The sequence below is a fragment of the Photobacterium indicum genome, assembly GCF_003026215.1.
In the GTDB taxonomy this organism is placed as follows: domain Bacteria; phylum Pseudomonadota; class Gammaproteobacteria; order Enterobacterales; family Vibrionaceae; genus Photobacterium; species Photobacterium indicum.
The window spans coordinates 627,999-644,700 of the sequence record NZ_PYOC01000002.1; the positions used below are offsets into that span (position 1 = coordinate 627,999).

Annotated in this window: 16 protein-coding genes and 1 pseudogene; 6 read left to right on the plus strand and 11 right to left on the minus strand. The window is 42.5% G+C overall.

Annotated elements, in window-relative coordinates:
• Positions 1-52 precede the first annotated feature (52 nt).
• From odhB to sdhC, 6 genes are all read right to left on the minus strand, one after another.
• Entirely contained in the window at positions 53-1,267 is a 1,215-nt protein-coding gene (gene odhB, locus C9J47_RS08740; RefSeq protein ID WP_107253166.1) for a 2-oxoglutarate dehydrogenase complex dihydrolipoyllysine-residue succinyltransferase, read from the minus strand.
• A gap of 28 nt (positions 1,268-1,295) precedes the next feature.
• Positions 1,296-4,109, minus strand: coding sequence for a 2-oxoglutarate dehydrogenase E1 component (sucA, locus tag C9J47_RS08745; RefSeq protein WP_107253167.1), 2,814 nt, complete (start codon positions 4,107-4,109; stop codon positions 1,296-1,298).
• A gap of 110 nt (positions 4,110-4,219) precedes the next feature.
• The gene (locus tag C9J47_RS08750; RefSeq protein ID WP_107253168.1) at positions 4,220-4,933 is read right to left on the minus strand and encodes a succinate dehydrogenase iron-sulfur subunit; all 714 of its coding nucleotides are present in this window, start codon (positions 4,931-4,933) and stop codon (positions 4,220-4,222) included.
• 14 nt (positions 4,934-4,947) lie between these two features.
• The gene (sdhA, locus tag C9J47_RS08755; RefSeq protein WP_107253169.1) at positions 4,948-6,714 is read right to left on the minus strand and encodes a succinate dehydrogenase flavoprotein subunit; all 1,767 of its coding nucleotides are present in this window, start codon (positions 6,712-6,714) and stop codon (positions 4,948-4,950) included.
• Complete coding sequence (gene sdhD, locus C9J47_RS08760; protein ID WP_107253170.1) at positions 6,715-7,062, minus strand: succinate dehydrogenase, hydrophobic membrane anchor protein; 348 nt, start codon at positions 7,060-7,062, stop codon at positions 6,715-6,717. It abuts the gene before it with no gap.
• Positions 7,056-7,436 (minus strand): succinate dehydrogenase cytochrome b556 subunit, encoded by a 381-nt coding sequence (gene sdhC, locus C9J47_RS08765; protein ID WP_107241024.1) that lies wholly within the window; start codon positions 7,434-7,436, stop codon positions 7,056-7,058. Before sdhC ends, sdhD begins: the two co-directional genes overlap by 7 nt.
• Before the next feature lie 411 nt (positions 7,437-7,847).
• On the opposite strand from sdhC, the gene C9J47_RS08770 reads away from it, so the two are divergent.
• Positions 7,848-9,137, plus strand: coding sequence for a citrate synthase (locus C9J47_RS08770; protein WP_107253171.1), 1,290 nt, complete (start codon positions 7,848-7,850; stop codon positions 9,135-9,137).
• A 138-nt stretch (positions 9,138-9,275) separates the two neighbouring features.
• On the opposite strand, the gene C9J47_RS08775 is transcribed toward C9J47_RS08770, so the two are convergent.
• On the minus strand, positions 9,276-10,034 hold the full coding sequence (locus C9J47_RS08775) for a Nif3-like dinuclear metal center hexameric protein (RefSeq protein WP_107253172.1): 759 nt from the start codon (positions 10,032-10,034) through the stop codon (positions 9,276-9,278).
• 159 nt (positions 10,035-10,193) lie between these two features.
• Complete coding sequence (locus tag C9J47_RS08780) at positions 10,194-10,400, minus strand: DUF2517 family protein (protein ID WP_107253173.1); 207 nt, start codon at positions 10,398-10,400, stop codon at positions 10,194-10,196.
• 115 nt (positions 10,401-10,515) lie between these two features.
• Here C9J47_RS08780 and C9J47_RS08785 point away from each other — a divergent pair, with 115 nt between their 5' ends.
• Positions 10,516-11,334, plus strand: coding sequence for a DUF1853 family protein (locus C9J47_RS08785; RefSeq protein ID WP_107253174.1), 819 nt, complete (start codon positions 10,516-10,518; stop codon positions 11,332-11,334).
• Between the two features lie 87 nt (positions 11,335-11,421).
• Here the strand turns inward: C9J47_RS08785 and pgm are convergent, their stop codons facing one another.
• Entirely contained in the window at positions 11,422-13,068 is a 1,647-nt protein-coding gene (pgm, locus tag C9J47_RS08790; protein ID WP_107253175.1) for a phosphoglucomutase (alpha-D-glucose-1,6-bisphosphate-dependent), read from the minus strand.
• Between the two features lie 35 nt (positions 13,069-13,103).
• Positions 13,104-13,640 (minus strand): replication initiation negative regulator SeqA, encoded by a 537-nt coding sequence (gene seqA, locus C9J47_RS08795; RefSeq protein WP_107253467.1) that lies wholly within the window; start codon positions 13,638-13,640, stop codon positions 13,104-13,106.
• A gap of 104 nt (positions 13,641-13,744) precedes the next feature.
• Here seqA and C9J47_RS08800 point away from each other — a divergent pair, with 104 nt between their 5' ends.
• The 3 genes from C9J47_RS08800 (at position 13,745) to fldA (ending at position 15,486) form a co-directional block, all read left to right on the plus strand.
• Positions 13,745-14,509: an alpha/beta fold hydrolase gene (locus C9J47_RS08800; protein ID WP_107253176.1), complete on the plus strand. Its 765-nt coding sequence runs from the start codon at positions 13,745-13,747 to the stop codon at positions 14,507-14,509.
• 63 nt (positions 14,510-14,572) lie between these two features.
• Positions 14,573-14,794: a DUF2788 domain-containing protein gene (locus C9J47_RS08805; RefSeq protein WP_107253177.1), complete on the plus strand. Its 222-nt coding sequence runs from the start codon at positions 14,573-14,575 to the stop codon at positions 14,792-14,794.
• 164 nt (positions 14,795-14,958) lie between these two features.
• Positions 14,959-15,486: a flavodoxin FldA gene (gene fldA, locus C9J47_RS08810; RefSeq protein WP_107253178.1), complete on the plus strand. Its 528-nt coding sequence runs from the start codon at positions 14,959-14,961 to the stop codon at positions 15,484-15,486.
• A gap of 58 nt (positions 15,487-15,544) precedes the next feature.
• Here fldA and C9J47_RS08815 read toward each other — a convergent pair.
• Positions 15,545-15,950, minus strand: a pseudogene (locus C9J47_RS08815) (DUF4442 domain-containing protein).
• A gap of 198 nt (positions 15,951-16,148) precedes the next feature.
• Between C9J47_RS08815 and fur the strand changes: the two are divergent.
• The gene (fur, locus tag C9J47_RS08820) at positions 16,149-16,595 is read left to right on the plus strand and encodes a ferric iron uptake transcriptional regulator (RefSeq protein WP_107253179.1); all 447 of its coding nucleotides are present in this window, start codon (positions 16,149-16,151) and stop codon (positions 16,593-16,595) included.
• Positions 16,596-16,702: the final 107 nt, after the last annotated feature.

Sequence of the window (16,702 nt, forward strand, 5' to 3'; positions counted from 1 at the left end):
AAGCTTTTATGTAAGCCGGACGTTGAGCCTGCCCGGCTTAGCTTTTTAGATATTAAACGTCTAGTAATAGACGTGTTGGGTCTTCTAATAGATCTTTAATTGTTACCAGGTAACCCACTGACTCTCGACCATCGACTAAACGGTGATCATAAGACAGTGCAAGGTACATCATTGGTAAAATTTCCACCTTACCATCAACAGCCATTGGGCGGTCAGCAATTTTATGCATACCCAAAATAGCGGCTTGCGGTGGGTTAATAATCGGCGTAGACATCAGAGAACCGAAGACTCCACCGTTGGTAATTGTGAAGTTACCACCAATCAATTCGTCAACAGTAAGCTTACCGTCACGACCTTTGATTGCTAGCTCACGAATACCTTTCTCGATTTCAGCTAGGCTCAGTTTGTCACAGTCACGTAGAACCGGAGTAACTAAACCACGCGGCGTTGATACCGCAATGCTGACATCGAAGAAGTTATGATAAACAATATCATCGCCATCGATTGATGCGTTTACTTCAGGGTAACGTTTTAGGGCTTCAACAACCGCTTTCACGTAGAAAGACATGAAACCTAAACGAATACCATGACGCTCTTCAAAGATATCTTTGTATTGCTTACGAAGGTCCATGATTGGTTTCATATTAACTTCGTTAAACGTCGTTAACATTGCAGTGCTATTTTTAGCTTCAAGCAAACGCTCTGCAACACGCTTACGTAGGCGAGTCATAGGAACTCGTTTCTCGCTACGCGCAGCAAGTGGCGCTTCTACTTTAGCTTCAGCAGCAGTAGGAGTAACCGCTGGAGCACTGCCATTTTTCAGGTAAGCTTCCACGTCTTCACGAGTGATTCTACCGCCAACACCAGTGCCTTTAACCGCAGATGCTTCAATGCTGTGTTCGCCAAGTAGACGACGTACAGCAGGGCTTAGTGCTTCATTCGTTTCTTCAGTCAGTGATGCCGTATTGCGCTTGTTCGGCGATGATTCAGCAGCAGCTGGCACATCCTTTGTTGGTTCACCAGCAACCGCACCCGCTTTAATCTTACCAATTAGCTGCTTAGATAAAACAGTGGTGCCATCAGCTTCAATAATTGCTTCTAAGATACCATCTTGAGGTGCTGGAACTTCCAACACTACTTTGTCAGTTTCAATATCAACCAACACTTCATCACGTGTAACAGCATCGCCAGGCTGCTTATGCCAAGTCGCAACTGTCGCATCAGCAACGGATTCAGGTAAATCAGGAACCAGAATTTCGATCGTCATATCGGTTTTGTCCTTTTGTTTCCAGTTCTTATTCTGTAATAGTCAGAGCGTCTTCAATTAACGCTTTCTGCTGCTTAAGGTGTACCGACATGTAACCCACAGCCGGTGACGCCGATGCAGGGCGACCTGCATAATTCAAATCAGAGCCTTTTGGCAATGCTGAACGGAAGTTGTGTTGACTTGAATACCATGCGCCTTGGTTTTGAGGCTCTTCTTGACACCAAACAAAGTCAGTAACATGTTGATAGTCAGCCAATGTAGCTTCAACATCTTCTTTAGGGAATGGGTATAATTGTTCAATACGAACAATCGCAACATCTGTTTGTTCATTTTTACGACGTTGCTCTAGAAGATCGTAATAAACCTTACCAGAACAGAACACGACACGTTTCACTTGTGTCGGCTCTAGTGCATCCACCTCACCAATCGCAGGTTGGAATGTACCTTCCGCCAAGTCTTCCATTGTTGAAACACAGAGTGGATGACGAAGTAGTGATTTTGGTGACATCACAATCATAGGACGACGCATAGGGCGTACAACCTGACGACGCAACATGTGATAAACCTGCGCAGGTGTAGACGGTACGATAACTTGCATATTTTGCTCAGCACAAAGCTGCAAGTAACGTTCAAGGCGAGCAGATGAGTGCTCAGGACCTTGACCTTCATAACCGTGTGGCAGCAGCATGGTTAAACCACACATACGTCCCCACTTTTGTTCACCTGAACTAATGAACTGGTCTATAACAACCTGAGCGCCGTTAGCAAAGTCACCAAACTGTGCTTCCCAAATGGTTAAACCACTTGGTTCTGCAGTCGCGTAACCGTATTCGAATGCTAACACCGCTTCTTCAGATAGAACCGAATCGATAACTTCGAATGGGCCTTGCTTATCATGCAGATTCGCTAGCGGTACATAGGTACTTGCATCAGCTTGATTATGCAATACAGCATGGCGGTGGAAGAATGTTCCACGACCAGAGTCTTGCCCTGTAATACGAATACGATTACCGTCATCAACTAACGTTGCATACGCTAATGTTTCCGCCATACCCCAATCAACAAGCTTATCACCCGCTAACATGGATACACGGTCGTTATACAGCTTCTGTACTCGCCCTTGTAGCGTATGGCTATCAGGGAACTGACAAATACGCTGACCAAGCTCTTGTAAGCGTTCACGTTCAACTTTGCTTGCCCAGTCAACTGTCCAGTCATGGCCTAGGTATGGAGCCCAGTCGACTGAATGCAGCTTCATCGGACGCCATTCTTTAACCACACATTCGCCGCGGTCAAGCGCATCTCGATATTCGTTCACAAAGCTAGTTGCTGTTTCTAACTCGAAGATTCCGCTATCAGTCAATGTATCTGCATAAATTTTACGCGGTGTTGGGTGTTTTTTGATTTTCTGATACATCAGTGGCTGAGTTGCATTAGGCTCATCAGCTTCGTTATGTCCATGGCGTCGGTAACAAACCAAATCAATTACGACATCGCGTTTGAAGGTATTACGGAAATCAAATGCGACACGCGTAACAAACGCTACCGCTTCTGGATCATCAGCGTTGACGTGGAAAATAGGTGCTTGGACCATTTTCGCAATATCGGTACAGTATTGCGTTGATCGCATATCCTGAGGGTTAGACGTTGTAAAGCCGATTTGGTTATTCACGACAATACGCACAGTACCACCAACGCGGTAACCGCGCGCCTGAGACATATTAAATGTTTCAGCTACGACACCCTGCCCTGCAATCGCAGAGTCACCGTGAAGTGTAATAGGCAGAACTTTCGAACCATCACTATCACCTAAGCGATCTTGACGAGCACGAACAGAACCAACAACAACAGGGTTAACAATTTCTAGGTGTGATGGGTTAAATGCGAGAGCTAAATGCACATCACCACCAGGGGTTGCAAAGTCAGCAGAGAAACCTTGGTGATATTTCACATCACCTGTACCCCAACTTTCCCCATGTTTACCCGCAAACTCGTCAAATAAGTCTTGCGGTTTTTTGCCCAGAACGTTAACAAGCATGTTGAGACGACCACGGTGAGCCATACCAACAACAACTTCACGTACACCCTGACTACCAGCATGACGGATCAGTTCTTTCATCATTGGAATAAGGGCATCGCCACCTTCCAACGAGAAGCGTTTCGCACCTGGGAATTTTGCACCAAGGTAACGTTCAAGACCTTCGGCAGCTGTTAACTCTTCAAGAAAACATTGCTTTTCATCTTTACTAAACGTACCAGTGCTCGATACAGATTCAAGACGCTGCTGAATCCAACGTTTTTCATCCGTATTCGTAATATGCATATATTCTGCACCGATAGACCCACAGTAGGTTTTCTTCAGTGCTGCATATATTTCTGAAAGTTTCATCGTTTCTTGACCAACGGCAAAAGAACCGACGTTGAAACTTTCATTAAAATCATCCTCGGTCAAATTGTGGAATTCAGGGGCAAGTTCAAGGACTCGCTCCTGTTCCCACAATCCTAGAGGATCGAGGTTTGCGTGTTGATGCCCACGGAAACGGTATGCGTTAATTAACTGCAATACCTTAACTTGCTTAACATCTACATCTGGATCACTGACGGTAGCGCTTAGATGAGTTGTTTCTTTCGCTAGACGTCGGAAATAATCACGAACACGTGAATGAGGTTGTTCTACAACATTCTCATTAACTACTGGCAAATCACCAAAAACGGTTTGCCATTGTTCATCAACTAATTCTGGGTCGCTAAGATACAACTCGTAGAGGTCTTCTACATAAGTCGCATTGGCGCCAGCTAGGTGTGAAGACTCAAGCCATGCCTTCATAACGCCGTTCTGCATTGTTTTCCCTTAACCACTAGTTATCGCCGTTTTTCCGGTCTCTAAGCCGGACTTAAAAGCTAGCCTTGCTGACAAAGCAGGTCAGGCTAGCATATCGATAATTCTTTTACTTATACCGCTCGTTTAAGCAGCATTGATTTAATGTGACCAATTGCTTTGGTTGGATTTAATCCCTTAGGACAAACATTTACACAGTTCATGATGCCATGGCAACGGAAAACGCTAAAAGCGTCGTCAAGATCAGACAATCGTTCATCTGTTGCAGTATCTCGGCTATCAATTAGCCACCTGTACGCCGCTAGCAGACCAGCAGGTCCGATGAATTTATCTGGATTCCACCAGAAAGACGGACAAGATGTCGAACAACAAGCACACATAATACAATCGTATAAGCCGTCAAGATGAGCACGGTCTTCTGGCGACTGGAGGTTTTCACGCGCAGGCGGTATTGCACCATCATCAATAAGGTACGGTTTCACTTTCGCGTAGTTCGCGTAGAACTGCTCCATATCAATGATCAAATCACGAATAACTGGCAAGCCCGGCAATGGACGAATCACAATAGTTTTATCAGTGATTAGTGCAGACAAAGGAGTAATACAAGCAAGGCCATTCGTGCCATTCATGTTTACGCCATCAGAACCACACACACCTTCACGGCATGAACGACGGAAAGCAAGTGTCGGATCTTGTTCTTTCAGCAAAATTAATGCGTCAAGAACCATCATGTCAGAGCCTTCAGGCACATCAAGGGTATAACCTTTCATGTGCGGCGCATTATCAATGTCTGGATTATAACGATAAATTGAAAAATTCAGTTTCATTAGTCTTCCCTTCCCTAGTAAGTACGCGCTTTTGGCGGGAACGCTTCGCGAGTTAGCGGTTTCATATTTACATCACGCTTCGACATTTGCTCTGTCTCAGGGTTGTAAATTGAGTGACATAGCCAATTCTCATCATCACGCTCAGGGAAGTCGAAACGAGCATGTGCACCACGACTTTCTGTTCGGAAGTTTGCAGCAACGGCTGTCGCGTATGCAGTTTCCATTAAGTTATCGAGCTCTAAACATTCAATACGCTGAGTGTTGAATTCAGTCGACGTATCGTCTAGACGTGCATCTTTCAGACGCTCACGGATAGCTTTAAGTTCTTCTAAGCCTGTCGCCATTGCTTCACCTTCACGGAATACCGAGAAGTTATTTTGCATACAAGACTGTAAATCTTTACGAATTTGAACTGGGTCTTCACCTTTTTGCGTGTTATTCCATCGATTTACACGTTCCAAAGATGCTTCAATATCAGATTCACTTGCAGGGCGAGCCTCAGATTGCGCAGAAAGCGTTTCACCTAGGTGTAAGCCTGTTGCACGACCAAATACAACCAAATCAAGCAATGAGTTACCACCTAAACGGTTTGCACCGTGTACCGATACAGAGGCAATTTCACCACAAGCAAATAGGCCCTGTACTTCTTCATCCTGACCAGCACTGTTTTGTTTAAGCGCTTGACCAGAAACTTGCGTTGGTACGCCACCCATCATGTAGTGACATGTTGGGATAACTGGAATGGGCTCTTTCACTGGATCGATATGTGCGAATGTACGCGACAATTCACATATACCAGGAAGACGAGATTCAAGTACATCTTTACCAAGGTGATCCAATTTAAGCTTGAGGTGTGGACCCCATGGGCCATCACAACCACGCCCTTCACGAATTTCAACCATCATTGAACGCGCAACAACGTCTCGACCAGCAAGGTCTTTCGCATTGGGTGCATAACGTTCCATGAAGCGTTCGCCGTCTTTGTTCAGCAGGTAACCGCCTTCACCACGACAACCTTCCGTCACTAAAACACCTGCGCCAGCAATACCCGTAGGGTGGAATTGCCACATTTCGATGTCTTGCATTGGTACACCAGCACGAAGCGCCATACCAACACCATCGCCAGTGTTAATGAATGCATTCGTTGTTGACGCATAAATACGACCAGCACCACCAGTCGCTAAAATAGTCGCCTTTGATTTAAAATAACACGTTTCACCTGTTTCCATACAAATGGCTGTACAACCAAGAATTGCACCGTCTTGGTTTTTAACTAAATCAAGTGCATACCACTCTGAAAAGATAGTTGTTTTATGCTTGATATTCTGTTGGTAAAGGGTATGAAGAAGTGCATGTCCAGTACGGTCAGCCGCAGCCGCTGTACGTGCCGCTTGTTCGCCACCAAATGCTTTTGATTGACCACCAAAAGGACGCTGGTAAATCGAACCATCTTCAAAACGAGAAAACGGAAGACCCATTTTTTCAAGTTCGATTACGGATTTAGGTCCGTTTTGACACATATATTCAATAGCATTCTGATCACCGATGTAATCAGAACCTTTTACTGTGTCGTACATATGCCATTGCCAATTATCGGGATGTGAATTACCAAGAGCAACGGTAATACCACCCTGTGCTGACACAGTATGAGAACGTGTAGGGAAGACTTTAGACAACAAGGCACAGCTAAGGCCTTGTTCAGAAATTTGTAGTGCTGCGCGCATACCTGCACCACCAGCACCGATAACTACGGCATCAAACTCACGAACTGCAATGCTCACTTACACACCCCACACAATGAAGAAACCTGAAAACAGGTAAACAAAAAGTACTGCTACAACACCAAATTGAATGCCTGCTCGTAAAGCCGCGCATTTTATGTAATCGGTCAATACTTGCCACAACCCAATCCAGGCGTGAACAAGAATCGAGATTAACGCCAACATAGTGAAAACCTTAGTACTCAGCTGCCCCCAAAAGGCAGTCCAAGTTTCAAAACTAAGGTCAGGACCAAAGGCGAAAAATCCGACCATATAAATGGTGTAAAGGGTTAGAATGATTGCGGTTGCACGAATCAAGATAAAATCGTGGATACCATTACGGCCGACTGTGGATACGTTGTTTACCATACTAGGCCTCCAGCAAATACAGAAAGAACAGCAACAATTGCAAAGCTCACTTTCGTGCTTGCAATGCCTGTTTCCATTTCTTCAAAATATCCCATATCCATTAATAGGTGACGAACACCTACAACAATGTGATAGAACAATGCTGTTAACACACCCCATAATATAAATTTCACAAAAAAGCTGTCAGCAATGCTGGCTGCGCTTGCAAAACCTTCGGGGGAAGATAAAGAAATATTTAGTAACCAGAGTAAGATTGCAACAGAAACGAACGTAATAACGCCGGATACGCGGTGTAGGATTGACGCAATCGCAGTTAAGGGGAAGCGAATCGTCTGTAGATCAAGATTGACAGGTCTTGGCTTTTTAACTTTCACGGTGTTTGCCCACTCAGCTCCATTGAAGCATTTTATTTTTATAAAACTCCCCGGCCATCTGCTACGCCAACGAATAAGTGCAACATATATGTAACGTTAGGTTGCTAGGTTGTTTTTACATTAAAGATAAACAGCCTTCAACCTAAGTAACTAATATTATTAATAACTTAAGCATTCGCTTCTGGCATTAGCATAACCAGAGACCTGCCGCGAGTATACGCCCCGTAACAACCAAACACAAATTTCGTTACATGACCTCTAACACGCTTTTAGAAATCTACACCTTTTTATTCAAACTTATTAACAAGCGCACACAAAACGGCATCAAAATTGACATTTGGGCCAACGAAAGGTACAACAAAAGGAGGTCCGAATCGGATTAGGATTATAATAATAGCAAAGGAGATTGTTATGGCGGATAAGAAAGCGACTCTTCACATTGAAGGGAAGGCCCCAATCGAACTACCAATTCTTGGGGGCACTAAGGGTCCAGATGTAATTGATGTGCGTAAACTTGGCGCTAACGGTTACTTTACATTTGATCCTGGTTTTCTAGCCACAGCATCATGTGAATCTCAAATTACTTACATTGATGGCGACAAAGGTATCCTGCTACACCGTGGTTACCCTATCGACCAATTAGCCAATAACGCTGACTACTTAGAAGTATGTTACGTATTGTTATATGGTGAAGTGCCAACCCGCGCTCAGTACGAATCTTTCCGTACTACAGTAACGCGTCACACAATGGTTCATGAACAAATTGCCAGCTTCTTCCACGGTTTCCGTCGAGATGCTCACCCTATGGCAGTAATGTGTGGTGTGGTTGGAGCGCTTGCAGCGTTTTACCATGACTCGTTAGATATCAATAATGATAGCCACCGTGAAATCACGGCATTCCGTTTGCTATCAAAAATGCCGACACTTGCTTCGATGTGTTACAAATACTCAATTGGACAACCATTCATCTTCCCTCGTAACGATCTAGATTATGCAGAAAACTTCCTGCACATGATGTTTGCGACTCCGTGTGAAGAGTATGATGTAAGCCCAGTTGTTGCGCGTGCAATGGATAAGATCTTCACCTTACATGCCGATCACGAACAAAATGCTTCAACATCTACAGTACGTTTAGCTGGCTCTTCAGGCGCTAACCCGTTTGCATGTATTGCCGCTGGTATTGCGTCACTTTGGGGACCAGCACATGGCGGGGCAAATGAAGCCTGCTTGAAAATGCTAGAAGAAATTGGCAGCGTTGATAAAATTGAAGAATATGTAGAACGAGCAAAAGACAAAGATGACCCATTCCGTCTTATGGGTTTTGGTCACCGCGTTTACAAAAACTATGACCCACGTGCAACAGTAATGCGTGAAGCATGTCATGAAGTATTAGAAGAGCTTAATATCCAAGATCCACTGCTTGACGTGGCAATGGAGCTGGAACGTATCGCACTTTCTGACCCGTACTTTATTGACAAGAAACTGTACCCGAATGTCGATTTCTACTCAGGTCTAATCTTGAAAGCTATTGGTATTCCAGTTTCAATGTTTACGGTTATTTTCGCCATGTCTCGGACTGTTGGTTGGATTGCACACTGGAGCGAAATGCACGGTGACCCAGATAATCGTATCGGTCGTCCTCGTCAGCTTTACACTGGTGAGCTACAGCGTGAATTTAAACCTCTTCATGAGCGTGAATAGTGTCGATTTAACTTCTTAATAGTTAAACACTAGAAATTAAAAAGGTTGAGCTAAATGGCTCAACCTTTTTTATATACCCAAGCTAGACAAGTACCAGATCATCCTTACTAGCTAAAATCACTTATTAGATATAAGGCTCTACACTGGATTATCGATATCGATAAACGTCACATCGAATTGATGCTCTTGCGCTAACCATTCACCTAACGCCTTTACACCATAACGCTCAGTGGCATGATGCCCAGCCGCAAAATAATGAATGCCTAACTCACGCGCAATGTGAACTGTCCGCTCAGAAATCTCACCCGAAATAAATGCATCAAGCCCTTTTTGTGCAGCTAGATCAATATAATCTTGTCCACCGCCAGTACACCAACCCACCGTTTTAATCTCAGTAGGTGCATTGTCACCAATATGCAAAGGCTCACGATGTAACCCGATAGAAAGTCGAGATGCTAATTCAGCGCCCGTTATCGCTTTGTCGAGCTGTCCATACATTGCCACAGATCGGGGGTTAGCCTCTTCTAATCCACCAATCACTTCCAGTTCAAGCATTTGTGCCAATTTAGCGTTATTACCCAACTCTGGATGCACATCTAGCGGCAAATGATAAGCATAAAGATTAATACCGTTCTCAATAAGCGCTTTTATACGACGAAATTTCATACCTCGGATTTCAGCGGGTTCACCTTTCCAAAAAAAACCATGGTGAACTAATAATGCATCCGCTTTTTCTTCAATAGCACGCTCTATTAGGGCTTGGCATGCTGTTACACCTGTTATGATTTTGTTGACCTGAGTCTTACCTTCAACCTGAAGGCCGTTCGGGCAATAATCTTTGATTAAATGAGGGCTGAGCAATTCGTTTAATGCCGCTTCCAGTTTCAGGTTATTCATTATGGCTTCCTGTTATGATCTTTCTACCCGAGTTATCTTGATTATAACTTTGAAAAGTAAAAGGTATACCCAAGTTACCTCAATATACAAAATTCAGAGTGATCTCTCCGTCTAGCCGCTTTTTCAATTGATAGAACAGAAAGAATATATTTGAGCATCTCAATAAAGTTCTTTTGCGCCATGTTCGGTCTGTTTTAACCAAACAGGTTTATTACTGGTTTTAAGCCAATAGCGATCTAAATAACTATAGATCCGAGAACGTGTTGATATAGGTAAAAAAATGACGATAGGAAAAGATAAAAGTCCTGCAAGTACAACAAAAATGCGGCGAAGGATAATCTTAAAAAGCGAAAATGACCTGTACATACAACCTCCAAACTGGCCTAACCTGTATGTATTCTAAGCGATAACGTACAATTAAATATATGATTCAGCACAATAATTGAACGACTTCGCTATCTCAATAAAGTAGGTGTTCGTTATGCCATTTACAGCCAACAACACAACCAAAATAAAGCAATTCAGACGTGATATCTCTGCTGTATTATCATGCCCCACCCTAACCCTTGGCGTTAAATATCAAATAGATAATGAATGGCTAGAGGAACTCCGTAAACACGCATCTATTCCCAGCTATGAGGCTTATAACGGCAATCAACGGCTTGGCTTCTATTATCAATGGTTGTGGTTAAAAATTATTAATGCTCATTCAAATTATGAATTAATCGCTGAAGAAATACAGCTACAATGGGATAATCAAACCGTTGGCGCGATTGATTTTCTTGTAAAAAATAAGAAAAGTAATGAGCTGGAACATTGGGAAGTGGCGATAAAATTCTACCTTGAACACCAAGGTAACTGGATTGGGCCTAATGCCAAAGATCAATTAGACAGAAAAATTAACCGCATGAGCTGCCATCAACTTGAATTAAGCCACCATAATGCTTATCGCACTCAATACAATTCGATTTATGGGCAACCAGCGGTAAAGCGTCTCATTATGCAAGGGCGACGATTCAATCATGATGCAGCAAGAAATCATCAACCTAGCATTGAAATTAACCCTAATAGCCTTACAGGAAAATGGTGCTTTCAGGCAGAGGCTAAAGTAATGTCTAGCAATGGCATACAGCTAAGAGAACTCATTAAGCAACATTGGATATCGCCACCCGCTTACGAAGAGTTAACAGCAATACTAAATACCGCGTCATTAGTACACCCAACACAGGCTATTTCACCTGATAATCAAGTTTGGTTTATCGTACCCAATGAATGGCCATGGCATAAAAAAACGCCCTAGTATCCAATAGTAAAAGTGGATAGTAGAGCGTTTATTGGTATCAATTATTGTTTGCTTTACACGCTAACAATAACGAAAATCCGTCTGTTATAAGCCAGCATCAGCAAAGACTTTACTTACAATTTCTTGTGCTTCTTTTTCAATAAGGCTTAGATGTTCTTTACCTTTAAAGCTTTCACAGTAAATCTTGTAAATATCTTCAGTACCTGATGGGCGAGCAGCAAACCAACCGTTCTCTGTTGTTACTTTAAGACCACCAATTGCTGCACCGTTACCAGGAGCATGAGTTAGTCGCGCAGTAATGGCATCGCCAGCTAATGTTTCAGCAGCAACCATCTCAGCAGATAGCTTGCTCAGTACCGACTTTTGTTCGCCATTTGCAACAGCTTGTAATCGGTTGTACTCAGAAGCGCCATGCTTAGCAGCTAACTCTTCATAATACTGCTGTGGGTTTTTACCCGTTACCGCAGTAATCTCTGCCGCAAGTAAACATAAAAGAATGCCATCTTTATCTGTCGACCATGGTGTGCCATTCATGCGAAGGAACGATGCCCCTGCACTTTCTTCACCACCAAAGCCTAATTCACCAGAATATAGACCATCAACAAACCATTTAAAGCCAACAGGTACTTCGCATAAATCACGACCTAAATCAGCAACCACACGGTCGATCAGTGCACTAGAAACCAATGTTTTACCAACAGCAACACTTTGATTCCACTCTGGGCGGTGACGGTATAAATAATCAATACACACAGCCAAGAAATGGTTAGGATTCATCAAACCTGTAGGCGTAACGATACCATGACGATCATAATCAGGATCATTACCAAACGCTAAATCGTAGTTATCTTTATGTGCAAGAAGACCAGCCATTGCATATGGAGAAGAACAATCCATTCGGATCGCGCCATCTTTGTCGAGTGACATAAAACGGAATGACGGATCAATTGATTCGTTGATCAATGTTAAATCGAGACCATAATGTTGACCAATCTGACGCCAGTATTCAATACCAGAGCCACCTAAAGGATCAACACCAATCTTAAGATTCGCTTTTTGAATCGCAGCCATATCAACAACATTCACTAAGTCGTCAACATAAGGTGCTACAAGCTCTTTTTCTACCACTAAATCGCTAGCACGTGCCACTCCAATCGCAACACGCTTAACATCAACTAAGCCCTTAGCAATTATTTCATTTGCGCGCTTTTCGATTGCAGATGTTAACTCACCTTCAGCAGGGCCACCATGTACAGGGTTGTACTTGATGCCACCATCTTGAGGTGGGTTATGAGAAGGCGTAATCACGATACCATCAGCTTTATCTGCATTTGCCAAGTTATGGCAAAGGATGGCATGAGATACACCCGGTGTAGGGGTATAACCATTATCTTCTTGGATAACCACTTTTACATTATTCGCAACTAATACTTCCAATGTAGAGGTAAAAGCTGGTTCAGATAAAGCATGAGTGTCTTTACCTAAAAAAAGTGGACCCGTTACACCTTTTTCAGCACGTACCTCAGCAACAGCTTGAGCAATAGCCCAAATATGATGCTGGTTAAACGTGCCTTTATCAGCCGTTCCACGATGACCAGACGTGCCAAAAGCAACATGCTGCTGTGGATTTGAAGCACTAGGCTCAATCAAAAAGTAGTTCGCAACTAATGCAGGAATATTATGCATATCTTCTTGCTGAGCACGTTGCCCAGCGCGAGGATGGATCGCCATGTACTTATCCTTGTAAAACGAAGGCATATAGCCAGTTAAATTACACCGCAAACTTTCTCAATGATGTCAGTGTTATAGTTCATCTTAACCATAAGCTGATCAACCATCTGACGTTTACGGTCAGTATTCGTATTCGTAATTACCCAGTAAGGTGTTTCTGGGATAGCTTTCGGCTTAGTCGTTTTACCACTCGCAAGTAAAGCTTCTTCGTTATCTGCAAAGTAAACGCGGGTACGACCTTTAATTGCCGCAGCTTCAATGAAGCCTTCAGAATCGATGCGATAAAGTGAAGATAAGATCATCATAAATCGACCAATGGCTTTATCTTGTACCGCAAACTCATCAGAAATCAGCAACGTTCGCATTTCTTTAACACGATCAAGTTTCTGCTCATTTCCTGCGTCTTTGCTAACAACAATACCTTTTGGACGTACTGGCACGACAACCTCAAGTTGCTGCTCTGCAGGTACCATTAACAAGCGACGCAAAATATCGGATGCACTTTCACCAATATGTTGGGTTTGGCTTGCGATATAACGATATAGCTCTTCGTCTACCTCAATACTCTTCATCGTAGTGTTCATTATCGTTCCGTTTAAAAATCACAGCGCGATTATACCGTGATCCGAGGTTATACTCTACGGTAAATACCACACCTAATAAGAGAAAATAGTCAGTGAATCTTCATTATCGTGTTGAAGGCCAAGGAAAGGCGATCGTTTTGATCCATGGTTTGTTCGGAAGTTTAGATAATCTTGGGTTACTCGCTAGATCATTGAAAGATAATTATAAAGTGATCAGCGTGGATCTTCGAAATCATGGTAAGTCTGCACATACCGACACATTCACTTATCGAGATATGGCCAATGACGTGCTTGCCGTTATTGATGAATTGAATATTGAGCAATTTTCGGTTGTTGGTCACTCTATGGGTGGAAAAGTAGCCATGGCGCTCAGTGAAGTAGCAACCACACGTCTTGATCACTTAATGATTCTTGATATGGCCCCTGTGCACTATCATGTTCATCGCCATGAAAATGTGTTTGCAGGTCTACGCGAAGTGGCTAAGCATACCGTTCATAAGCGAAGTGAGGCTGAAGTTTACCTCGCTAAGCATGTGCTTGAACCGGGCGTTCGTCAGTTTTTATTGAAGTCATTTGCAAAAGATGGTGATAGCTATAATTGGCGATTTAATGTAGAAGGATTAATTGCGAATTACGCTACAATTATGGGCTGGAATGACGTCTTACCTTTTATTGGAAAAACATTATTCATAAAAGGACAAGAATCAGAATACATATTGCCCGAGCACCGTGAAAAAATTGCTCTACAGTTTCCCCATGCTAAGGCACACATGGTCGCAAACACAGGTCACTGGCTACATGCAGAAAAACCTGAAACCGTAAATCGTATCATTCTCAGCTTTTTGCAGCGCCCTTAACATTAACAGTGAGCGTCTGTCGTGATATAGTGCGCGCCTAGTTCGATTGTTGTAAGGGATGATATGTTATATGAGTATATGGACTTGCTTGAATCTATTGGACTAGATTTGCTTTTTGCTTCAATATTTTTCTTTATTGGCATGGCAATTAAAGATGTATTAAAGCAAGGTAACGTTCCTCCTTTTGGCCGCAAAATCGTTTGGATGGTGCTATTTTTAGGATGTGCGGGCTTTATCACTAAAGGTCTGATTCAGATCAGCTGGGAAGGCGCAGGCCTAGGCTAAATTTCAATAGCTTGATGCATTTAACATGCATCGAGTTATGCTCATTATTATGAGCACATGATGATCTAACGATTATCACTAAACATTTCGGGTTTAATCCTGATCTAATTTATGTAAACCGTTAACGATAACGGTCAACAACTAATAAATGGGTAATCTCTACTATGGCGAGTGTTGGACTCTTCTTTGGTAGCGACACAGGCAATACCGAAGCTGTCGCGAAAATGATTCAAAAACAACTAGGCAAAAACTTAGTTGAAGTAAAAGATATCGCTAAAAGCAGCAAAGAAGATATTGATAATTTTGATCTACTGCTTCTAGGTATCCCTACTTGGTACTATGGTGAAGCACAGTGTGATTGGGATGATTTCTTCCCTGAACTAGAGAATATTGACTTCTCAACAAAGCTTGTTGCTATCTTTGGTTGTGGTGACCAAGAAGATTATGCAGAATATTTCTGCGATGCGATGGGTACTGTACGTGACATTGTTGAAGGACGTGGCGCAACAATTGTTGGTCATTTCTCTACTGAAGGCTTTGAATTTGAAGCCTCTAAAGCACTTGCTGATGACAACCACTTTGTTGGTTTATGTGTTGACGAAGACCGTCAACCAGAATTAACTGAAGAACGTGTTGAAAAATGGGTTAAGCAAATTTTTGAAGAAATGTGTCTTGCTGAACTAGCAGACTAATCAATTTGCTCCTATGTTAAAAACGCGCTTTAAGAGCGCGTTTTTTTATGCCTCTACTTTACACAGCTTCACTTTGCACTTCAGCACTCACCTCTTCCATAGAATCACTGTCAGTTTCTATCGGGCGGCATTTAGGCTTTTTACGAATATACAGTACTCGTCGAACTGTAGAGACAACTTCACCTTTATCGTTATACACATTAACAATAAACTCGGGAAAATATTTATCACCATTAGACGTATATCCCCATTAACATCAGGGTATAAACAGGATCAGTCAGTGAAAAAATACTCCTACCATATTGGATGCGATTAGCATTCTTATTCCACCACCTTAGCTTCAACTTAATTTTCACACAGCGAAAGTCGTCGCTGATATGAACGATTCGAATGCCTGCCCCCCAAAATGGTGGCCAAATATTCAACGCAGATCTCACAATTCGAGGCGTATAATACTTAAATATAGTCTTAATCCTTATTGACTGTTACGACGAGGAACTCTATACATTTCTTTAACATTTTTACAAACTAAAGAAAATTTGCATAACTCATAGATTCATTGCCGTTTAAGGTTTATTGTTATCTTATCGTCCCTTATAATGAACAGATATGGGGAAAGACTACTGCATTTCATTTTTGCAGGTAGCCAATAGGAAACTCAGATGTCAGATAATAATCACGCACTTAAGCAAGCAGGCTTAAAAGTCACACTTCCTCGTTTAAAAATTTTGGAAGTGTTGCAACAACCTGATTGCCAACATATCAGTGCGGAAGACTTGTATAAGAAATTGATCGATATTGGTGAAGAAATTGGTCTTGCTACAGTTTATCGTGTACTAAACCAATTTGATGATGCTGGTATTGTTACACGCCATCACTTTGAAGGTGGTAAATCTGTTTTCGAATTAGCGACTCAACATCACCATGATCACCTAGTTTGTCTCGATTGTGGCAAAGTTATCGAATTTTCTGATGAAATCATTGAAGAACGTCAGAAAGCAATTGCAGCTAGCTTTAATGTTCGCTTAACAAATCACAGCCTATATCTTTATGGTCACTGTATTGAAGGCGATTGTAATTCAGATCCAAGCCTTCACGAAGCTAAATGAATATTTAAGCATAAATCCTTACTTCTGCTAATACAAAGTAAGCATAAAAAAACCAGCCAAATGGCTGGTTTTTTATTAGACAAATAAAGCCGACTATTCAATCAGCT

Coding starts and splice junctions, on each gene's coding strand:
- odhB (WP_107253166.1), bottom strand. CDS start 1,267: ATGACGATCGAAATTCTGGTTCCTGATTTACCTGAATCCGTTGCTGAT.
- sucA (WP_107253167.1), bottom strand. CDS start 4,109: ATGCAGAACGGCGTTATGAAGGCATGGCTTGAGTCTTCACACCTAGCT.
- C9J47_RS08750 (WP_107253168.1), bottom strand. CDS start 4,933: ATGAAACTGAATTTTTCAATTTATCGTTATAATCCAGACATTGATAAT.
- sdhD (WP_107253170.1), bottom strand. CDS start 7,062: ATGGTAAACAACGTATCCACAGTCGGCCGTAATGGTATCCACGATTTT.
- C9J47_RS08770 (WP_107253171.1), top strand. CDS start 7,848: ATGGCGGATAAGAAAGCGACTCTTCACATTGAAGGGAAGGCCCCAATC.
- C9J47_RS08775 (WP_107253172.1), bottom strand. CDS start 10,034: ATGAATAACCTGAAACTGGAAGCGGCATTAAACGAATTGCTCAGCCCT.
- C9J47_RS08780 (WP_107253173.1), bottom strand. CDS start 10,400: ATGTACAGGTCATTTTCGCTTTTTAAGATTATCCTTCGCCGCATTTTT.
- C9J47_RS08785 (WP_107253174.1), top strand. CDS start 10,516: ATGCCATTTACAGCCAACAACACAACCAAAATAAAGCAATTCAGACGT.
- pgm (WP_107253175.1), bottom strand. CDS start 13,068: ATGGCGATCCATCCTCGCGCTGGGCAACGTGCTCAGCAAGAAGATATG.
- seqA (WP_107253467.1), bottom strand. CDS start 13,640: ATGAAGAGTATTGAGGTAGACGAAGAGCTATATCGTTATATCGCAAGC.
- C9J47_RS08805 (WP_107253177.1), top strand. CDS start 14,573: ATGTTATATGAGTATATGGACTTGCTTGAATCTATTGGACTAGATTTG.
- fldA (WP_107253178.1), top strand. CDS start 14,959: ATGGCGAGTGTTGGACTCTTCTTTGGTAGCGACACAGGCAATACCGAA.
- fur (WP_107253179.1), top strand. CDS start 16,149: ATGTCAGATAATAATCACGCACTTAAGCAAGCAGGCTTAAAAGTCACA.